Annotated in this window: 16 protein-coding genes; 8 read left to right on the top strand and 8 right to left on the bottom strand. The window is 73.3% G+C overall.

Features of this window, described 5'->3' with window-relative positions; genetic code table 11:
- Position 1 precedes the first annotated feature (1 nt).
- Both ACF09C_RS14725 and ACF09C_RS14720 read left to right on the top strand, forming a co-directional pair.
- Positions 2-916 carry a pseudouridine-5'-phosphate glycosidase gene (locus ACF09C_RS14725; RefSeq protein ID WP_392091842.1) on the top strand — a complete coding sequence of 305 codons (915 nt, stop codon included), beginning with the start codon at positions 2-4 and terminating at the stop codon, positions 914-916.
- A complete protein-coding gene (locus ACF09C_RS14720) occupies positions 913-1,809 on the top strand; it encodes a carbohydrate kinase family protein (RefSeq protein ID WP_392091841.1) in 897 nt (298 codons plus the stop codon). The genes ACF09C_RS14725 and ACF09C_RS14720 overlap by 4 nt, the downstream gene beginning before the upstream one ends.
- 46 nt (positions 1,810-1,855) lie before the next feature.
- Here ACF09C_RS14720 and ACF09C_RS14715 read toward each other — a convergent pair whose 3' ends face one another.
- Positions 1,856-2,491 (bottom strand): uridine kinase, encoded by a 636-nt coding sequence (locus ACF09C_RS14715; RefSeq protein ID WP_392091840.1) that lies wholly within the window; start codon positions 2,489-2,491, stop codon positions 1,856-1,858.
- A 44-nt stretch (positions 2,492-2,535) separates the two neighbouring features.
- Between ACF09C_RS14715 and ACF09C_RS14710 the strand changes: the two genes are divergently transcribed.
- On the top strand, positions 2,536-3,288 hold the full coding sequence (locus ACF09C_RS14710; protein WP_392091839.1) for an SDR family NAD(P)-dependent oxidoreductase: 753 nt from the start codon (positions 2,536-2,538) through the stop codon (positions 3,286-3,288).
- 25 nt (positions 3,289-3,313) lie between these two features.
- Entirely contained in the window at positions 3,314-3,664 is a 351-nt protein-coding gene (locus ACF09C_RS14705; RefSeq protein WP_392091838.1) for a MerR family transcriptional regulator, read from the top strand.
- A 7-nt stretch (positions 3,665-3,671) separates the two neighbouring features.
- Here ACF09C_RS14705 and ACF09C_RS14700 read toward each other — a convergent pair whose 3' ends face one another.
- Positions 3,672-4,127, bottom strand: coding sequence for a cupin domain-containing protein (locus ACF09C_RS14700; protein WP_392091837.1), 456 nt, complete (start codon positions 4,125-4,127; stop codon positions 3,672-3,674).
- A gap of 97 nt (positions 4,128-4,224) precedes the next feature.
- A complete protein-coding gene (locus ACF09C_RS14695; protein WP_392091836.1) occupies positions 4,225-4,878 on the bottom strand; it encodes a winged helix-turn-helix transcriptional regulator in 654 nt (217 codons plus the stop codon).
- 87 nt (positions 4,879-4,965) lie between these two features.
- Between ACF09C_RS14695 and ACF09C_RS14690 the strand changes: the two genes are divergently transcribed.
- Positions 4,966-6,177: a pyridoxal phosphate-dependent aminotransferase gene (locus ACF09C_RS14690; protein WP_392091835.1), complete on the top strand. Its 1,212-nt coding sequence runs from the start codon at positions 4,966-4,968 to the stop codon at positions 6,175-6,177.
- Positions 6,178-6,557: 380 nt separating this feature from the next.
- On the opposite strand, the gene ACF09C_RS14685 is transcribed toward ACF09C_RS14690, so the two are convergent.
- Positions 6,558-7,292, bottom strand: a complete 735-nt coding sequence (locus ACF09C_RS14685; protein WP_392091834.1) for a hypothetical protein — start codon at positions 7,290-7,292, stop codon at positions 6,558-6,560.
- A 94-nt stretch (positions 7,293-7,386) separates the two neighbouring features.
- On the opposite strand from ACF09C_RS14685, the gene ACF09C_RS14680 reads away from it, so the two are divergent.
- Both ACF09C_RS14680 and ACF09C_RS14675 read left to right on the top strand, forming a co-directional pair.
- Positions 7,387-7,845, top strand: coding sequence for a hypothetical protein (locus ACF09C_RS14680; protein ID WP_392091833.1), 459 nt, complete (start codon positions 7,387-7,389; stop codon positions 7,843-7,845).
- 28 nt (positions 7,846-7,873) lie between these two features.
- A complete protein-coding gene (locus tag ACF09C_RS14675; RefSeq protein WP_392091832.1) occupies positions 7,874-8,533 on the top strand; it encodes a DUF2293 domain-containing protein in 660 nt (219 codons plus the stop codon).
- 27 nt (positions 8,534-8,560) lie between these two features.
- Here the strand turns inward: ACF09C_RS14675 and ACF09C_RS14670 are convergent, their stop codons facing one another.
- The 3 genes from ACF09C_RS14670 to ACF09C_RS14660 all read right to left on the bottom strand — a co-directional run bounded on the left by ACF09C_RS14670 (position 8,561) and on the right by ACF09C_RS14660 (position 13,711).
- Entirely contained in the window at positions 8,561-9,349 is a 789-nt protein-coding gene (locus tag ACF09C_RS14670; protein WP_392091831.1) for a chaplin family protein, read from the bottom strand.
- A gap of 175 nt (positions 9,350-9,524) precedes the next feature.
- Positions 9,525-10,853, bottom strand: a complete 1,329-nt coding sequence (locus ACF09C_RS14665) for an SWIM zinc finger family protein (protein WP_392091830.1) — start codon at positions 10,851-10,853, stop codon at positions 9,525-9,527.
- Complete coding sequence (locus ACF09C_RS14660) at positions 10,850-13,711, bottom strand: DEAD/DEAH box helicase (protein ID WP_392091829.1); 2,862 nt, start codon at positions 13,709-13,711, stop codon at positions 10,850-10,852. Before ACF09C_RS14660 ends, ACF09C_RS14665 begins: the two co-directional genes overlap by 4 nt.
- A gap of 176 nt (positions 13,712-13,887) precedes the next feature.
- Between ACF09C_RS14660 and ACF09C_RS14655 the strand changes: the two genes are divergently transcribed.
- Positions 13,888-14,220, top strand: a complete 333-nt coding sequence (locus ACF09C_RS14655) for a hypothetical protein (RefSeq protein ID WP_362422979.1) — start codon at positions 13,888-13,890, stop codon at positions 14,218-14,220.
- 21 nt (positions 14,221-14,241) lie between these two features.
- On the opposite strand, the gene ACF09C_RS14650 is transcribed toward ACF09C_RS14655, so the two are convergent.
- Positions 14,242-14,937, bottom strand: coding sequence for a class I SAM-dependent methyltransferase (locus ACF09C_RS14650; protein WP_392091828.1), 696 nt, complete (start codon positions 14,935-14,937; stop codon positions 14,242-14,244).
- Positions 14,938-15,032 lie beyond the last annotated feature (95 nt).

Here is a 15,032-nt window from a genome sequence, read left to right as displayed (position 1 = left end):
CATGTCCACACAGGTGTCCGAAGAGGTGCGGGAGGCGCTCCACCAGGGCCGGCCCGTCGTCGCCCTTGAGTCCACGATCATCGCCCACGGCCTGCCGCGCCCGCGCAATCTGACGGTGGCCCGGGAGTTGGAGGAGCTGGTACGGAGCGAGGGCGCGGTGCCCGCGACGATCGCGGTGATCGACGGGGTGGCCCATGTCGGCCTCGACGAGGCCGGGTTGACGCGGGTCGCCGAGGACCCGACGGTCCGGAAGCTGGGCCACCGCGACCTCGCGCCCGCTCTCGCGACCGGGGCGACCGGAGCGACGACCGTCTCCGCGACCGCGTGGCTGGCGGACGCGGCGGGCATCCGGGTCTTCGCGACCGGCGGACTGGGCGGGGTGCACCGGGAGTGGACCGAGACACAGGACGAGTCGGCCGATCTGCGGCTGCTCTCCCGGGTCGGGATCACGGTGGTGTGCGCGGGCGTGAAGTCGATCCTCGACGTCCCCGCGACGCTGCAACGCCTGGAGACCCTGGGCGTGACGGTGACCGGGTACGGGACGGAGCACTTCCCCGGGTTCTATCTGGCCTCCTCCGGGGAGCCGGTCGACTGGACGCTCCGGACCCCCGAGGAGGTGGCGGGCGTGATGCGGGCGAAGGACGGCCTGGGCGGGCCGCACGCGGCGCTGGTCGTCGCCAACCCGGTCCCGGTGGCCGAGCAGTTGGATCCCGCGCTGCACGACCGGGTCCTCGCGCAGGGCCTCGCGGCGGCGAAGGACAAGGGGATCGGAGGCCAGGCCGTGACCCCGTTCCTGCTGGAGTATCTGATGGTGCACACCGAAGGGGCGTCCCTGGAGGCGAACCTGGCGGCGGTGCGCGGCAATGTGCGGCTCGGGGCCCGGATCGCCGCCGCGTACGCGGGCGTCGGCGCATGAGCGGTCTCCTGGTCGTCGGTGACGTGGTCACGGACATCGTGGCCCGGCACCGGACGCCCCTCGCTCCGGCGACCGACACGGGCGCCGAGATCCGGCGGCTACCGGGCGGGGCGGGGGCCAACGCCGCCTGCTGGGCGGCGCGTTCGGGCTGCCCTTCGGTGACCCTGCTCGGCCGGGTCGGCACGGACGAGGCCGTGTGGCACGACGGGCAGCTGCGCCGGGCGGGCGTGCGGCCGCTGCTCGTCCCGGACTGCTCGGCCGGTACGGCGACGGTGATATCCCTGGTCGACGCCGACGCCGAGCGGACGTTCCTGACCGACAGCGGCGCGGCGCTGCGCCTCTCCCCCGCCGACTGGTCCGACGCCTTCCTCGACGGCATGGCCCGCCTCCATCTGTCGGGGTACCTCTTCTTCGCCGAGTCGAGCCGTGCCGCCGCGCTGCGGGCGATGCGCGGGGCGCGGGAGGCGGGCATCCCGGTGAGCGTGGACCCGGCCTCGGCGGGGTTCCTGAAGCAGTGGGGCGCGGAGAGGTTCCTCGCGGCGGCGCACGGGGTGGAGGCGCTGTTCCCGAACGCCGACGAGGCCCTGCTGCTCACGGGGTGCGCCGATCCCACCGAGGCCGCGCGGACCCTGAGCCGTACGTTCCCGCTCGTCGCCGTCACCCTCGGCGCCGGTGGGGCGCTGGTCGCCGAAGCGGGCACGGTGACCGGACACCTTCCGGCCCCGGACGTGACGCCGGTGGACTCCACGGGCGCGGGCGACGCGTTCGCCGGGGCGTTCCTCGCGGCCCTGCTGGCGGGCGCGGCGCCCCTGGAGGCGGCCGAGGCGGGCTGCCTGGCGGGCGGGGAGGCCGTGACGATGGTGGGCGGGCGCCCACCGTCGACGGGACCCTAGGGCCTCTCGTTCGGATCATGCCGGGCTCGCGCCGGGCGGGGCGGAGCTAGCCGGGGAGGCCCGTCCAGGCGGGGTGGCGCGGGTCGTCGGTGCGGACGACCACGTCCGCGGCCTCGGACGGGCCGACCTCGTTCTCGTACCGCTCGAAGGCGGGCAGGGTCCATGTCTCCTCGGTGCGGCGCGCGAGGGCACCGGGCGAGAGCCGCAGATGCGCGGTCGTGTCGAACGGGAACCAGTGCCCGAGCAGGAACGGCCCGTGCACCACGAGGACGCCGCCCGGCGCCAGTTCGGTGTAGGGGCTGCGGGTGGCACGGTCGGTGGCGGGATCCCACAGGTCGGGCAGGACGCGCCCGCTGCCGCCCGCCTCCAGCGGTCCGAACACCTCGCGCCACAACGCCCCGGTGTCGAACCAGCCGCTGTAGTACGAGTCGGGGTCCTGCTTCCCGTACTCGTAGCGGAGCGACGCGGGCCGCAGGAACCCTGTGGCCCCGACGACGAGCACGGACCGGCCGCGCAGCCGCAGCGCCCCGGCGATCCGCTCCGCGGTCTCCGCGGTCGGTGCGGCGGGCGCCCCGTCGACGCCGACCTTCAGCCAGGCGCTCCCGTCACCGGGCGTCGCGCCGTCGATGTGCGCGGCCAGGGCCTCGGAGAGGCGCTCCCAGGTGATCGCTTCGAATCGCACGGGCTTGACCTTGTCCTTGGCGTCAGGGTTCGAGCATCGAGTCTATGAACAGCGCAGAGCCGCAGAGGATCATTCTCGTCACCGGAGCCGGCACCGGCATCGGCCGGGCCACCGCCCGGGCGTTCGCCGCCGCCGGCGACACCGTCGTCGCCGTCGGCCGCAGACCGGGACCGCTGGCGGAGACCGCCGGGGGCCACCCGGGGATCCGACCGCTCATCGCCGACATCACGGCCGAGGGTGCGGCGGAGGAGATCGTACGGTCGGCGCTCGCCGCGCACGGACGCCTTGACGTCCTCGTCAACAACGCGGGCATCGCCACCGGAGGGCCCCTGGGAACGCTCGACCGGTCGGTCATCGGCCCCCTCGTCGAGACCAATCTGGTCGCTCCGATCCTGCTGACCCAGGCCGCCGTGCCCGCGCTCGAGGCGGCCGGCGGTGTGATCGTCAACGTCACGACGACGGTCGGTCAGCGCGGCTGGCCGAACAACTCGGTCTACCCGGCGACCAAGAGCGCCCTGGAGACGCTCACCCGCTGCTGGGCCGTGGAGCTCGCCCCGCGCGGCGTCCGTGTGGTCGCCGTCGCGCCCGGCGCGATCGAGACGCCGATCGCCGATCACCTGGGGCTGACCTCCGAGCAGCGCGCGGCGATCAGGACATGGCAGATCGCCCACACGCCGCTCGGGCGGCTGGGGCTGCCGGAGGAGGTGGCCTGGGCGATCACCCGACTGGCCGCTCCCGAGGCCGGGTTCCTCACGGGGACGGTCCTGCCCGTGGACGGGGGAGCGCTGGTCGCGTGATACGACTGCGCGAGGAGGTGGGTCCTTGCGCATCGGTGAACTGGCCCGGAGAACGGGCGTGACGGCCCGGGCCCTGCGTCACTACGAGAAGACCGGTCTGATCACGTCGGTCCGCGAGCCGAACGGATACCGGATCTACGACTCCACCGCGACGGCCCGCGTGGCCAATATCCGGTATCTCCTGGACGCGGGGCTGACCTTGGAGGACGTGGCCGCGTTCCGTGCGTGCCTCGACGGCGACATGCGGGCCACGCCGCCGTCCGCGCGCGGGCTCGACATCGCCCGCGAGCGGCTGGCCGTCCTGGAGGCCCGGATCGCCGCGCAGACCGCCGCCCGCGACCGGCTGGCCGCCGCCCTGGCCACCACGCGCGGCTGAAGGCGCCCTAGGGGCGGCGGTGCGCGCAGTCCGGCGCGTCCGCTTCTATCGCGAGCGGGGCGCCCTGGGGCAGCAGGCAGGTCATGTAGAGCACGACGGGTTCCGTGCCGAAGTTGTGTCCGACGTGCCGGTTCCTGCGGCCCGCGGGTTCGACGAACGCCTCGCCCGCGGACATGGTCTCGACCGAGCAGTCGTGCAGGACGCGGGTGAGCGTGCCCGACTGGACGACGGCGATGATCTGGCCGGGGTGGTGGTGCCAGCCGGTGGACTCGCCCGGGGCGAGCGTGACGGTGCGGAAGACGACGTCCGTCCGGCCCTTGGGCGGCTTGATCCGGAGCGTCCCGCCGGAGGTGCCCTGGGCGAGCGTGCCACGGGCCTCCCGCGTGACCGCACGCCGGCCCACGAGGGTCTCGCCGGGCCGTGGCTGCGCTCCGCCCCGTTCGATCCAGACGTCGGTCCCCATGGAGCAGCCCTCCCGCTTCCCCGCGGCCTCTCGGTTCAGGCCGCAAAACAGCCCCACGCTACTCCGTAAGGGGGATGAGCTGGACGGGGATTGACGATCAGTTCACCGACGCGGGCAGCAGTCGCGCCCGCAGTTCACCGGCAAGGTCGCCGTCGCCGGACACCTCGGCCCGGCCGTCCCGCACCGCCCGGGCGAGCGTCGTCCCCCCGGCCGCCAGGGCCCGGCAGGTCGCGGCGTCGGTCCGCAGCAGCACGTCGGCGGGTTCGGCCGGCGGACCGTCCCCGTAGGCGGGCGGCCCGCCGCCCCCGACCCGTACATGGAACGCGCCCTCGTCCAGGGTCACCTGGACGACCCCCTCGACCAGCCCCTCCAGGGCGCCGATCAGCGGGACGGCGAACCAGTGGGCGCGCACCGCGTCGGTCGGCCGGGGCTCCTCCAGAGCCGGGGCGCCCCACTCCGCCAGGGCCCGCAGGACGGTGAGCAGTTCGCGTCCGCGCGCGGTGAGCTCGTACACGTACGCGGAGACGGGCGCGGGCAGCCGGCGGCGGGTGACGAGTTCGGCGCCCTCCATGTCCTTGAGGCGGCCGGCGAGCATGTCCGTGCTGACACCGGGGAGGTCGGCGTGCAGGTCCGTGTAACGGCGGGGTCCCGCGAGGAGTTCACGGACGATCAGCAGTGTCCAGCGGTCGCCCACGACGTCGAGGGCACGGGCGGCGGCGCAGTACTGGTCATAGCTTCGACGACGTGGCATGCGACGCAGTCTAGACAAGTTGTTGGACTTTCCAAGCTCGAACTTGGTAAAACCAAGCAGCACCACAACGTCTGGGGAGGTCGTCGCATGGAGTTCCGGCAGTCGAGCAAGCTGAGCGAGGTCTGCTACGAGATCCGGGGCCCGGTCATCGAGCACGCCAACGCCCTGGAGGAGGCGGGCCACAGTGTCCTGCGCCTCAACACCGGAAACCCCGCCCTCTTCGGGTTCGAGGCGCCCGAGGAGATCGTCCAGGACATGATCCGGATGCTCCCCAAGGCCCACGGCTACACGGACTCCCGCGGCATCCTGTCGGCCCGGCGCGCGGTCGCCCAGCGCTACCAGGCGATGGGCCTTCCGGAGGTCGGCGTCGACGACGTGTTCCTCGGCAACGGCGTGTCCGAGCTGGTCTCCATGGCCGTCCAGGCGCTCCTGGAGGACGGCGACGAGGTGCTGATCCCCGCCCCCGACTTCCCCCTGTGGACGGCGGTGACCACCCTCTCGGGCGGCAAGGCCGTGCACTACCTCTGCGACGAGTCGGCCGACTGGTACCCGGACCTCGACGACATGGCCGCGAAGATCACCGACCGCACCCGCGCCGTCGTGATCATCAACCCCAACAACCCCACGGGCGCCGTGTACCCGCGCGAGATCGTCGAGGGCATCCTCGACCTCGCCCGCCGCCACGGCCTGATGGTCTTCGCCGACGAGATCTACGACCAGATCGTCTACGACGAGGCCGTGCACTACCCGGCCGCCTCCCTCGCCCCCGATCTCGTCGTGCTCACCTTCGGCGGCCTCTCCAAGACCTACCGGGTCGCGGGCTTCCGCTCGGGATGGCTGGTCGTCACCGGACCGCAGCAGCACGCCAAGAGCTATCTGGAGGGCCTGACGATGCTGGCCTCCATGCGGCTCTGCCCGAACGCCCCGGCCCAGTACGCCATTCAGGCCGCGCTCGGCGGCCGGCAGTCGATCCACGAGCTCACCGCCCCGGGCGGCAGGCTCCACGAGCAGCGCGACAGGGCCTGGGAGAAGCTCAACGAGATCCCCGGGGTCTCCTGCGTGAAGCCGAAGGGCGCGCTGTACGCCTTCCCCCGCCTCGACCCCAAGGTCCACAAGATCCACGACGACGAGAAGTTCGTCCTCGACCTGCTGCTGCGCGAGAAGATCCAGGTGGTGCAGGGTACCGGCTTCAACTGGCCCCGCCCGGACCACTTCCGCATCCTCACCCTGCCGTACGCCGACGATCTCGACGCCGCGATCAGCCGCATCGGCCGCTTCCTCAGCGGCTACCGGCAGTAGACGGGGAGACCGGGAGACGGCCCGGGAAAAGGAGCGGGTCCGAGGGCGTAGCCGGCCCCCGGACCCTGATGGATGCCGCTCCCATCACACGCCGGCACACTTGAGAACCCGGGTCAGTCGTCATTGCGTCGCGTCCTGCCATTGGACCACCGCCGATCGAGCTCGGCGGACCAGATTCGAACTGGCATTTCGACGCACCAGGGCCCGGGCCCGGTCGATCCGGCGATGAGCGGCGCATACTGAATCTGGAGCAATAGTCTGAGTTTGAACGCGACCCTCGTCAGAAGGGCCGCGCATTCACGACAAGCCTCAGCTTCAGCTTTGCGCTCCTCGCGCACCCCGACCGTGTTCTGTGGCCGGGGAGTTCATGGGTCTTCCCGCTACCCGAAGAGGTAGCCGAAGACGGCGTCACCGACCCGCTGGTCGATGACCTCGGCGCTGTTCGCCTCCTCACGGGCGTACTTCACCGCCTGCTGGAGCTTCTCCACCCGCTCCAGGAGATCGTTCACCCGCCGGACCGGCAGGGCGCCGGAGAACTTCACGGTCGTCCAGTAACCGACCGGCACGTCCTCGTAGTACACCTCGACCTGCGCCGGGTGCTTGTCCGTCGCCTCCGCCTTGACGTGGTTGCGCGGCACCTTCTTCGTCCGCACCGTCCGGACGACCTCGGTCTTCCACGCGTCGGTCGACGGGTCCTGCGTCCACGACTCGGCCGCGTCGAGGACGGGCAGTTTGCGGACGAAGGTGTGAAGGTCCGTCAGCTGCTTCTCCAGGAACAGGAGGTACGCGACGGGGACCTGGCCCACCAGCACCCGCCCGTCGACCGTGATGTCGGCGCGCGCGTCGCAGTTGGCCCAGTCCTTGGTGGCGGTCACATCGAACAGCCGCGTCAACGCCCGCGCGGTGTCGCGCAGCACGTCCTCGGCCTTCACCTGCACCAGCGTCGACTCGGGCGGCAACTGCTCGCCCTCCTCGTCCTTGGGCTGGTACGTACGGGAGATGCCGGCGAGCAACGCGGGCTTCTGCAGCCCGTGGTGTGCCGCCGTCAGGTCCTGCTGCGCCCGGGACTTGACGCCCTTCTCCACTGCGATGATCTGATTGAGTTTCGTTGCCACGCGACAGACCCTAGAGGGTGAAGTGGCGTGGGTTCGAACGATTATTGGGTGTCGGCCGCGGGCCCGACGTGAGTGTGCCGAGGAGCAACCGGTCATGGAAACGGCCCTGATCGCCGTGGCGGGCACCCTCTTGGGGGTGATCGCCACCCACTGGTTCCAGAGCCGCGCGGACGCCCGCACGGCGTCGCTCGCCCGGGACGAGCAGCTGCGCCAGGAGCGGATCTCGGCGTACAGCGCGTTCGCGGGCGCGGTCGTCGACTACCGGCGCAGCCAGAACGACCGCTGGTTCCGGGCCGCTCAGGACCCGGACTCGGAGCGGGCGGAGGATTCGCGCTATGCCTCGTACCACCAGCGCACCGCCACCCGGCAGGCGCTCTTCCGTGTCCAGCTGGTCTGCGACGATCCGGCCACCCGTGAACTCGCCGAGTCCGCCTTCGAGCTGACCAACTGCATGCACGAGGCGCCCGACGAGGAGGACCGCGCGCGGCGCTCCCGGGACGCGAAAGAGGCACTCGACCGGTTCATCACCGCGGCCGCGCCGGGCGTGCGCTGAAGCCGGGGACAGGACTGAGGAGGCCGTGATGGACCTGGTCGCACCCGTCGTCGTCGAACCGCTCAAGCGCCGCCGCTGCTCGGAGTGTCTCCAGGGGCCGCTGGAGCGGATGATCGTGGAGTTCAACGCTCCGGTCTGCCTGGACTGCGCCGACCTGGGCCATCTCGTCTTCCTGCGCCGCGGGAACACCGCCCTCACCCGCAGGGCCCGGGAGGGCAGCACGCTGTGGGCGGTGGTCGTCCGGCACAACCGGCGCCGTACCCGGTACGAACGTCAAGGCCTCCTCGTCGAGGAGGACGCGCTCGCCCGGGCCGAGGCCGCCTGTCTCGCGGACGCGGAGGCGCGGTCCCGGCGCCGGGTGCGGGACGCGGCCCGCCGCGCGGAGCGGGACGCGGAGGTCACGGCGGCCCTGGAGGCGGAGATCCTGCGGCTCTTCCCCCGCTGCCCGGGGGTCCGGGCAGCGGAGATCGCGGCCCACGCCTCCAGCAAGGGCAGCGGCCGGGTGGGGCGTACGGCGGCGGGGCGGGCGCTCGACCGGGGTGCGGTCACGGCCGCGGTGCGGGCCGCCGTACGGCATGTCGACACCGAGTACGACACGCTACTCATGCGCGGGGTTCCCCGGCACCAGGCCCGGACGAGCGTCGCATCCGCCATCGAGGCGGTGCTCCGGACCTGGCGACCCGGGTGAGGACCGGGAGGAACCGCGCGGGGGGCCTCAGACCTGCGCGCCCGTGCGACGCGAGCGGCGGTAGAGGAGCGCGCCACCGAGCAGCATCGCGGCGGCGGCCGGGGCGCCGTAGCCGACGAGGTCCGAGCCGGTGCTCGCGAGCTCGACGGAGTCGCCCTGCGGGCCGGGCGCGGGGGCCGGGATCTCGGCCTCGTCGTCGACCGGGGCGGGCAGCGGCTTCGGCTGCTCCTTCACCGGCGGCTTGGGCTCCTCGACGGGGGCCTCGGGCTCGCCAGGACCGTTGACGGCGGTGTTGCCGATGGCCGGGTTGCCGACGCCGACGACGTTGACCGAGTTGCCGCTCACGTTGACCGGGAGGTCGATCGGCAGCTGGAGGCCGTTGCCGGAGAGCACACCGGGCGAGCCCTTGGCGATGCCCTCGGCGGTGGCGCCGCCGCCGTTGGACGAACCGCCTCCGTGGGAGCCGCCCTCGTGGGAGCCGCCGCCGGCGTGGCCGCCGCTGCGCGGGGTGCCGGGCTGGTCCTTGTGGTGCCGGCCGCCGCCGTCCGCGTCCGAGCCGTACCCCTGGGACGGGCTCGTGTTGGCGCAGCGGTTGCCCGCGGCCGGGTTGAGCAGTCCGACGACGTTGACGGTGTTCCCGCAGACGTTGACCGGGACGTGCACCGGCAGCTGAATGGTGTTGCCGGAGCCGACGCCCGGGGAACCGACCGCGGCGCCCTGTGCACCGGAGTCGGCGTGCGCGGCGCCCGCCGAGAGCGCGAGTGCGCCACCCGTGACCATCAATGTGGCCAGACCACTTCGGCGAATCTGCCTCATGGCTTCCTGCCTTCTGGAGGTATTCACGGGCATTCGCCCGTACCGCAATTAACGCGATGCTGGCGAGGCTGGATCAGGCCGCTGGCGCGTTTCACTCCATCGAGTGGGATTGGCCTCGAACGGACGGGGCAACCCCTGCCGTTCGAGCGATGAGCGCACCGGCGGCGGCGGGCGGTCAGCGACCGAGCAGGTCCGTGAGGGCTCCGACGGGATCGGCGTCCGGGGTGCCGCGCGGCCACCAGTCCTCGCGGTCGGCGTCCGACTCGTAGCCGTACCAGAGTCCGTCGCGACCGAAGCGGAGTTGGAGGGAGCGGGTCGACAGGTGGTTGCGCCAGGGGCGGAAGGCCGGGAAGTCGGCGGCGAGCAGGGCCGGGCGGGCCCGGTCGAAGGGCCCCGCGGGCGGGTCCCAGGGCTCTTCGAGGACCGCGAGTCCGGCCAGTCCGCCCTGACGCCAGGCGGCGACGGCGCGCGCCAGGTCGGTGGGGGTGCGGTCGAGGGCGTGCGCGAGGTCGCGATAGAGGGCGCGGGTGGAGGCGGTGAGCCCGGAGCCCGGATGGGCGGCGGCCAGCCGGACGGCGTCCTGCCAGGGGGTGAGCGCGGCGACGGGGTCGTGGCCGGTGGCCAGGAAGGCATGGGCGCGGGCGGCGGCTTCCGTTGCGAGCAGGTCGAGCGCGAGCGGGTCTGGGGCGTACGGGTCGGGCGGGTAGACGGGCGGCCGGCCGGGCTGGGCGGGCACGGGGAACGGTGGCGGCAGCGCCGGCAGGACGTGACCCGTCAGTGGCGCGAGGGCGGTGCGGGCCGGGACGGTCGCCATCGGCGGTGCGGTCGCGCTCTTCTCCGCCGCCGAACGGGCCGCGTTGCGGTGGGTGAGGGCGGCGAGGATCTCCTGCTCGCCGCGGCCCCGCATCAGGAAGAGGACGAAGGGGTCCTCGTCCAGGAGCCGGGCGGACTGGTAGCAGAGGGCGGCGGCGTGCTTGCAGGGGAAGCCGTCGTCCGGGCAGGAGCAGTCGGGGATGAGGTCGCCGGGCGCCGGCAGCAGACCCGCGACGGCCTCCAGGGCGTGCGGGACGTCCTTGTCGAGCAGGGCGGCGATGTGGTCCGGGCGGGCGGCGACCTCGTCCAGGAACCGCTCCCAGCCGTGGTCGCCGAGCGTCCGGAGCCGGATCTCGGTGCGGTACGGCCGGGGGCGGCTGCCGTGGACGTACGCAACGACCCGGCCGGGCGTGACCGTGATCGCGTCGACGTGTCCCCGCCCCGCGTACGCCCTGCCGCGGGCGAGGCGCGCCGGGTCGAGGGCGGTGTCCTCCAGTGCGTCCACCCAGGCGTTTCCCCACCAGGTGGCGGCGAACCGGCCGTCGGGCGCCTCGCGCGGGGCGAGCGCGGGGAACGTGCGGCGCAGGTCGTCGTGGCGCGGGCCCCCGAACCGCCCGGCGCCGCGGCGCGGCGACGCTCCGGCTCGCGTCGAGGAGTCGGGTCGCGGTGAGGAGTCGGAGCGGCGGTTCATGACGGCCTCCTCAGCGACACCAGATCGGCCAGCTCGCGGTCGGTCAGTTCGGTCAGGGCCGCCTCTCCGGAGCCGAGCACGGCGTCGGCCAGGGCGCGCTTGGCCCGGAGCATCTCGGCGATGGTGTCCTCCACCGTGCCCTCGGCGATCAGCCGGTGGACCTGCACCGGCTGGGTCTGCCCGATCCGGTACGCACGGTCGGTGGCCTGCTCCTCGACGGCCGGGTTCCACCAGCGGTCGAAGTGGACGACATGTCCGGCCCTGGTGAGGTTGAGGCCGGTGCCCGCCGCCTTCAGCGACAGCAGGAAGACCGGCACGTCGCCGGACTGGAAGCGGTCGACCATGCGCTCCCGCTCGGCGACGGGCGTTCCGCCGTGGAGCAGTTGGGCGGGGATCGCCCGCGCGGCCAGGTGGTCGGCGAGCAGCCGGGCCATGGAGACGTACTGGGTGAAGACGAGCACGGAGCCGCCCTCGGCCAGGATCGTGTCCAGGAGCTCGTCGAGGAGGGCGAGCTTGCCGGAGCGGCCGGCGAGCCTGGCCGTACCGCCGCCCCCGGGCGTCTGCTCCTTGAGGTACTGCGCGGGGTGGTTGCAGATCTGCTTGAGCGAGGTGAGCAGCTTCATGACGAGCCCGCGACGGGCGATGCCCTCGGCGCCCTCGATCTGCGCCATGGTCTCCCGCACCACCGCCTCGTAGAGCGAGACCTGCTCGCGGGTGAGGGCCACGGGATGGTCGGACTCGGTCTTGGGCGGCAGTTCGGGGACGATACCGGGGTCGGACTTGCGGCGGCGCAGCAGGAAGGGCCTGACCAGACGGGCGAGCCGCTCGACCGCCTCCTCGTTCTCGATCTCCTCGCTGTTCTCGACGGCCCGCGCGTGACGGGAGCGGAAGGCCTTGAGCGGCCCGAGGAGTCCGGGGGTGGTCCAGTCGAGCAGGGCCCACAGCTCGGACAGGTTGTTCTCCACGGGCGTGCCGGTGAGGGCGACGCGGGCGGGCGTGGGGATGGTCCGCAGCGCCTTGGCGGTGGCGGAGAAGGGGTTCTTGACGTGCTGCGCCTCGTCGGCGACGACCATCCCCCACTCCTGTTCGGCCAGCTGGGGGGCGCTCGTGCGGAGCGTGCCGTAGGTGGTGAGGACGAAGCCGGCCGGGCCGGATTCCGGGGCGAGGCCGTCGAGGGAGCGGTCGGCGCCGTGGAAGCGGCGCACGGGCACGCCGGCGGCGAAGCGCTGGATCTCCCGCTGCCAGTTGCCCAGCAGGGAGGCGGGGCAGACGACGAGGGTGGGGGCGCGGCGGGCCCGGCGCAGATGGAGGGCGATGAGGGTGACGGTCTTGCCGAGCCCCATGTCGTCGGCGAGGCAGCCGCCGAGCCCGAGCGAGGTCATCAGATCGAGCCAGGCCAGCCCGCGCAGTTGGTAGTCGCGCAGGGTGGCGTCGAGGCCGGCGGGGGCCTCGGTCTCCTCGGGTCCGGCGACGAGCCGGTCGCGGAGCGTCGCGAGGGCTCCGACGGGCACGGCACGGACGGTCTCACCGTCGAGCTCGGCAGTGCCGCTGAGGGCGACCGCGAGGGCGTCGACGGGCTCCAGCAGGCCGAGTTCGCGTTTGCGTGCCTTGCGGACCAGGTCGGGGTCGACGACCACCCACTGGTCGCGCAGCCGCACGATGGGCCGGTGGGACTCGGCGAGCGCGTCCATCTCCCGCTCGGTGAGCGGGTCGCCGTCGAGCGCCAACTGCCAGTTGAAGCGGAGCAGTTCCTCGCTGTCGAAGAACGCGGTGCCGTCGGTGGCGGAGCCGGGGGCGGTCATGGGCGGCCGGACGACGGCGGAGGCGCTGAGCGAGCGGGCCAGTTCACGGGGCCAGTGCACGGCCACCCCGGCGTCGGCGAGACGGACGGCGGCGGGGCCGAGCAGCTCGTACAGCTCGTCCTCGGTGACGGCGAGGACATCGGGGACGTCGCGCTCCAGGAGCCTGCCGAGCGGCGGCCAGACGCGGGCCGCGCGACGCAGCGCCAGGACGGCGTCGATCCGGGCGCGCGGCCCGAAGAGCTCGTCGCCCTCGCCCGCCCAGAGGGCGGCGGCGTCGATGACGAGGGTGGGGTCGGCCAGGCTGTGGACCTGGAGCAGGGCCGCGGCGGCCTGCCGCTCGTCACCGCCCTCCTCGGCGATGTCGAAGAGCTCGTACCCGGAGAGGTCGAGGCGCAGCGAGACCCGCACCCCGGCGTCCATGCCGGCGGCGGCCTCGGCGGCCCAGGCACGCGCGCGGGGCAGGTGCTGGGCGGCGCGCGCGGCGAACGGCGCCCCGGCGGCGTGGGCGGCGGCGGGTGTCCGGGGCAGGGTGTCGGCGACCGCGTCGAGGAAGGCGCGCACGAGCGCCTCCGGGTCGGGCAGCTGGAGCGGGCTGCGGCCGGGCACGGGCACCGCGTGGGCTTCGGGGGGCATGGCGGCGGCGACGGCCCGCAGGTGCGCGATGTCGTCGGCGTCCAGCGGCCCCGCCCGCCAGGCGTCGAGGTCGTCGGCCGTGAGCCCCGGCAGCAGCCTGCCCCTCGCGGCGAGGTGCAGGGCGTGCAGGGCTGCGGCGCCCCAGCAGGCCGCGGCGGGGTGGGCGCCCGGCCGGTGGCGGGCGGCGACGAGCTCCGGGAGTGCCTCGGCGACCCCGAGGGTCACGGCGGGGACCGTGCGGCTGCGGACCCCGGCCCCGTGGCGCCGTACGACGGTGAGCTCGGTCGGTTCGGCGCCCGCGACGACGGGAAGCGGACCGCCGTCCGGGGACCAGAAGGCGACCCGGCCCTCCCTGGGCAGCGCGGCCGGGAGGAAGACGGCAGCGCAGGTCTGCGCGCTGTGCTGGGCCACGGTCCTGCTCACCTCCCGTTCCTCGACGGATTCCGACTGGATCTCCGACCTTACGGGTGGGGTCTGACAACGGGCTCGCGCGCCGCTTCGCCCGGGCGGCCCAGCAGCGGATGACAGCCCGGGCGGCAGGCGGGAGGGTGACGGGGACAGGGCTTCTGCCGCCTTCGCCCGACAGACGAGGATCCGCCATGTCCGTACACCGGCGTCTCGGCACCGCCGCCGGGGCCGCGCTCCTGACGCTCGCCGTCGCGGGCTGTTCCGGCCTCGGCCGCACCGCGGTGGGCCCCGTCATCTACGAGACCCAGCGCGAGGTCGTGATCTCCGTGACGAGCCCTTCGGTGAAGGGCTGTCACCGCCTGGCGCCGTCCGGCGTGACGGCGATCGAGAACCAGACGCTCATCGACATCAAGGCGTACACCAACCGCACGTGCCAGGGCGACTACATCTACATCCCCACCGTCACGAGCAACAGGATCGCCCCGGACACCCTCCCCTGGCGCAGCTACAGCTTCGTCCACTAGCCACGTCACCGGTGCCCGTTCTCAGCGGAGTGTGGGGCGGGCCCTCACCCAGGTGCCGTCGTCCGTCAGGTACGCGTCCACGGCAAGCCCCGCCTCGCCCAGATGCCGTTCGAAGTCCTCCCTACTCAGGGGCCGTGAGCGGAAGGTCTGGGTCCAGCGGAGATCCGGGAAGACGTACTCGGCGACGACCGAGTTGACGCCGTCGCCGACCGGGTCCGCCGAGAGGATCCGTACCGTGCAGCCGCTCGGGTCCCGCCGTTCGCGCGGCACGTCGAGGTGCCAGCTCTCCCCCTCGCGCTGGATCAGGACGCAGCCGTCGTCCCGCACGTGGTCTCTGCAGGTCTCCAGGAGTGCCTGGCGCTCGCTGTGTTCGGCCGTGTGCACCAGGTACGAGGCGAGCATCACCACGTCGAACCGCCGCTCCAGGTCCAGCGATTCGATCGGGCTGCGCACCGTCTCGGCGCCCGGCACTCGCTCCCGTACCGCTTCGAGCATCTCCTCCGACTCGTCCACCGCCGTCACGGCGAAGCCGCGCTCGACCAGAGGCCCCGTCACCCGACCCGCGCCGCAGCCCAGTTCGAGCAGCGAGGCGCCCGCAGGCACGGCCGACGCGATCACATCGGGCTCGGTCCCGACGCCCAGCCGCCGATACACATCGACGGCGCAGCCGTCCGGGGTGATGGCTCCGGGCCCTGTCCCTTGGTGTCCCTCACGCATCCGTACGCTCATGCCCCGGAGAACGAAGGGGCACAGGGAGCCGTTCCTTCCGGCACCTGTTCGGGCCGGACACCCCTCGTTCGAGTGATGTTCGC

The sequence above is a fragment of the Streptomyces sp. NPDC014870 genome (assembly GCF_043081505.1).
Classification (GTDB): domain Bacteria; phylum Actinomycetota; class Actinomycetes; order Streptomycetales; family Streptomycetaceae; genus Streptomyces.
This window is presented reverse-complemented; position numbering and strand designations above follow the sequence as displayed.

Excerpts from the sequence above, each read along its gene's own strand:
- ACF09C_RS14710 (WP_392091839.1), top strand. The coding sequence starts at position 2,536 with ATGAACAGCGCAGAGCCGCAGAGGATCATTCTCGTCACCGGAGCCGGC.
- ACF09C_RS14670 (WP_392091831.1), bottom strand. The coding sequence starts at position 9,349 with ATGAGGCAGATTCGCCGAAGTGGTCTGGCCACATTGATGGTCACGGGT.
- ACF09C_RS14675 (WP_392091832.1), top strand. The coding sequence starts at position 7,874 with ATGGACCTGGTCGCACCCGTCGTCGTCGAACCGCTCAAGCGCCGCCGC.
- ACF09C_RS14690 (WP_392091835.1), top strand. The coding sequence starts at position 4,966 with ATGGAGTTCCGGCAGTCGAGCAAGCTGAGCGAGGTCTGCTACGAGATC.
- ACF09C_RS14665 (WP_392091830.1), bottom strand. The coding sequence starts at position 10,853 with ATGAACCGCCGCTCCGACTCCTCACCGCGACCCGACTCCTCGACGCGA.
- ACF09C_RS14700 (WP_392091837.1), bottom strand. The coding sequence starts at position 4,127 with ATGGGGACCGACGTCTGGATCGAACGGGGCGGAGCGCAGCCACGGCCC.
- ACF09C_RS14680 (WP_392091833.1), top strand. The coding sequence starts at position 7,387 with ATGGAAACGGCCCTGATCGCCGTGGCGGGCACCCTCTTGGGGGTGATC.
- ACF09C_RS14725 (WP_392091842.1), top strand. The coding sequence starts at position 2 with ATGTCCACACAGGTGTCCGAAGAGGTGCGGGAGGCGCTCCACCAGGGC.
- ACF09C_RS14650 (WP_392091828.1), bottom strand. The coding sequence starts at position 14,937 with ATGCGTGAGGGACACCAAGGGACAGGGCCCGGAGCCATCACCCCGGAC.
- ACF09C_RS14695 (WP_392091836.1), bottom strand. The coding sequence starts at position 4,878 with ATGCCACGTCGTCGAAGCTATGACCAGTACTGCGCCGCCGCCCGTGCC.
- ACF09C_RS14720 (WP_392091841.1), top strand. The coding sequence starts at position 913 with ATGAGCGGTCTCCTGGTCGTCGGTGACGTGGTCACGGACATCGTGGCC.
- ACF09C_RS14655 (WP_362422979.1), top strand. The coding sequence starts at position 13,888 with ATGTCCGTACACCGGCGTCTCGGCACCGCCGCCGGGGCCGCGCTCCTG.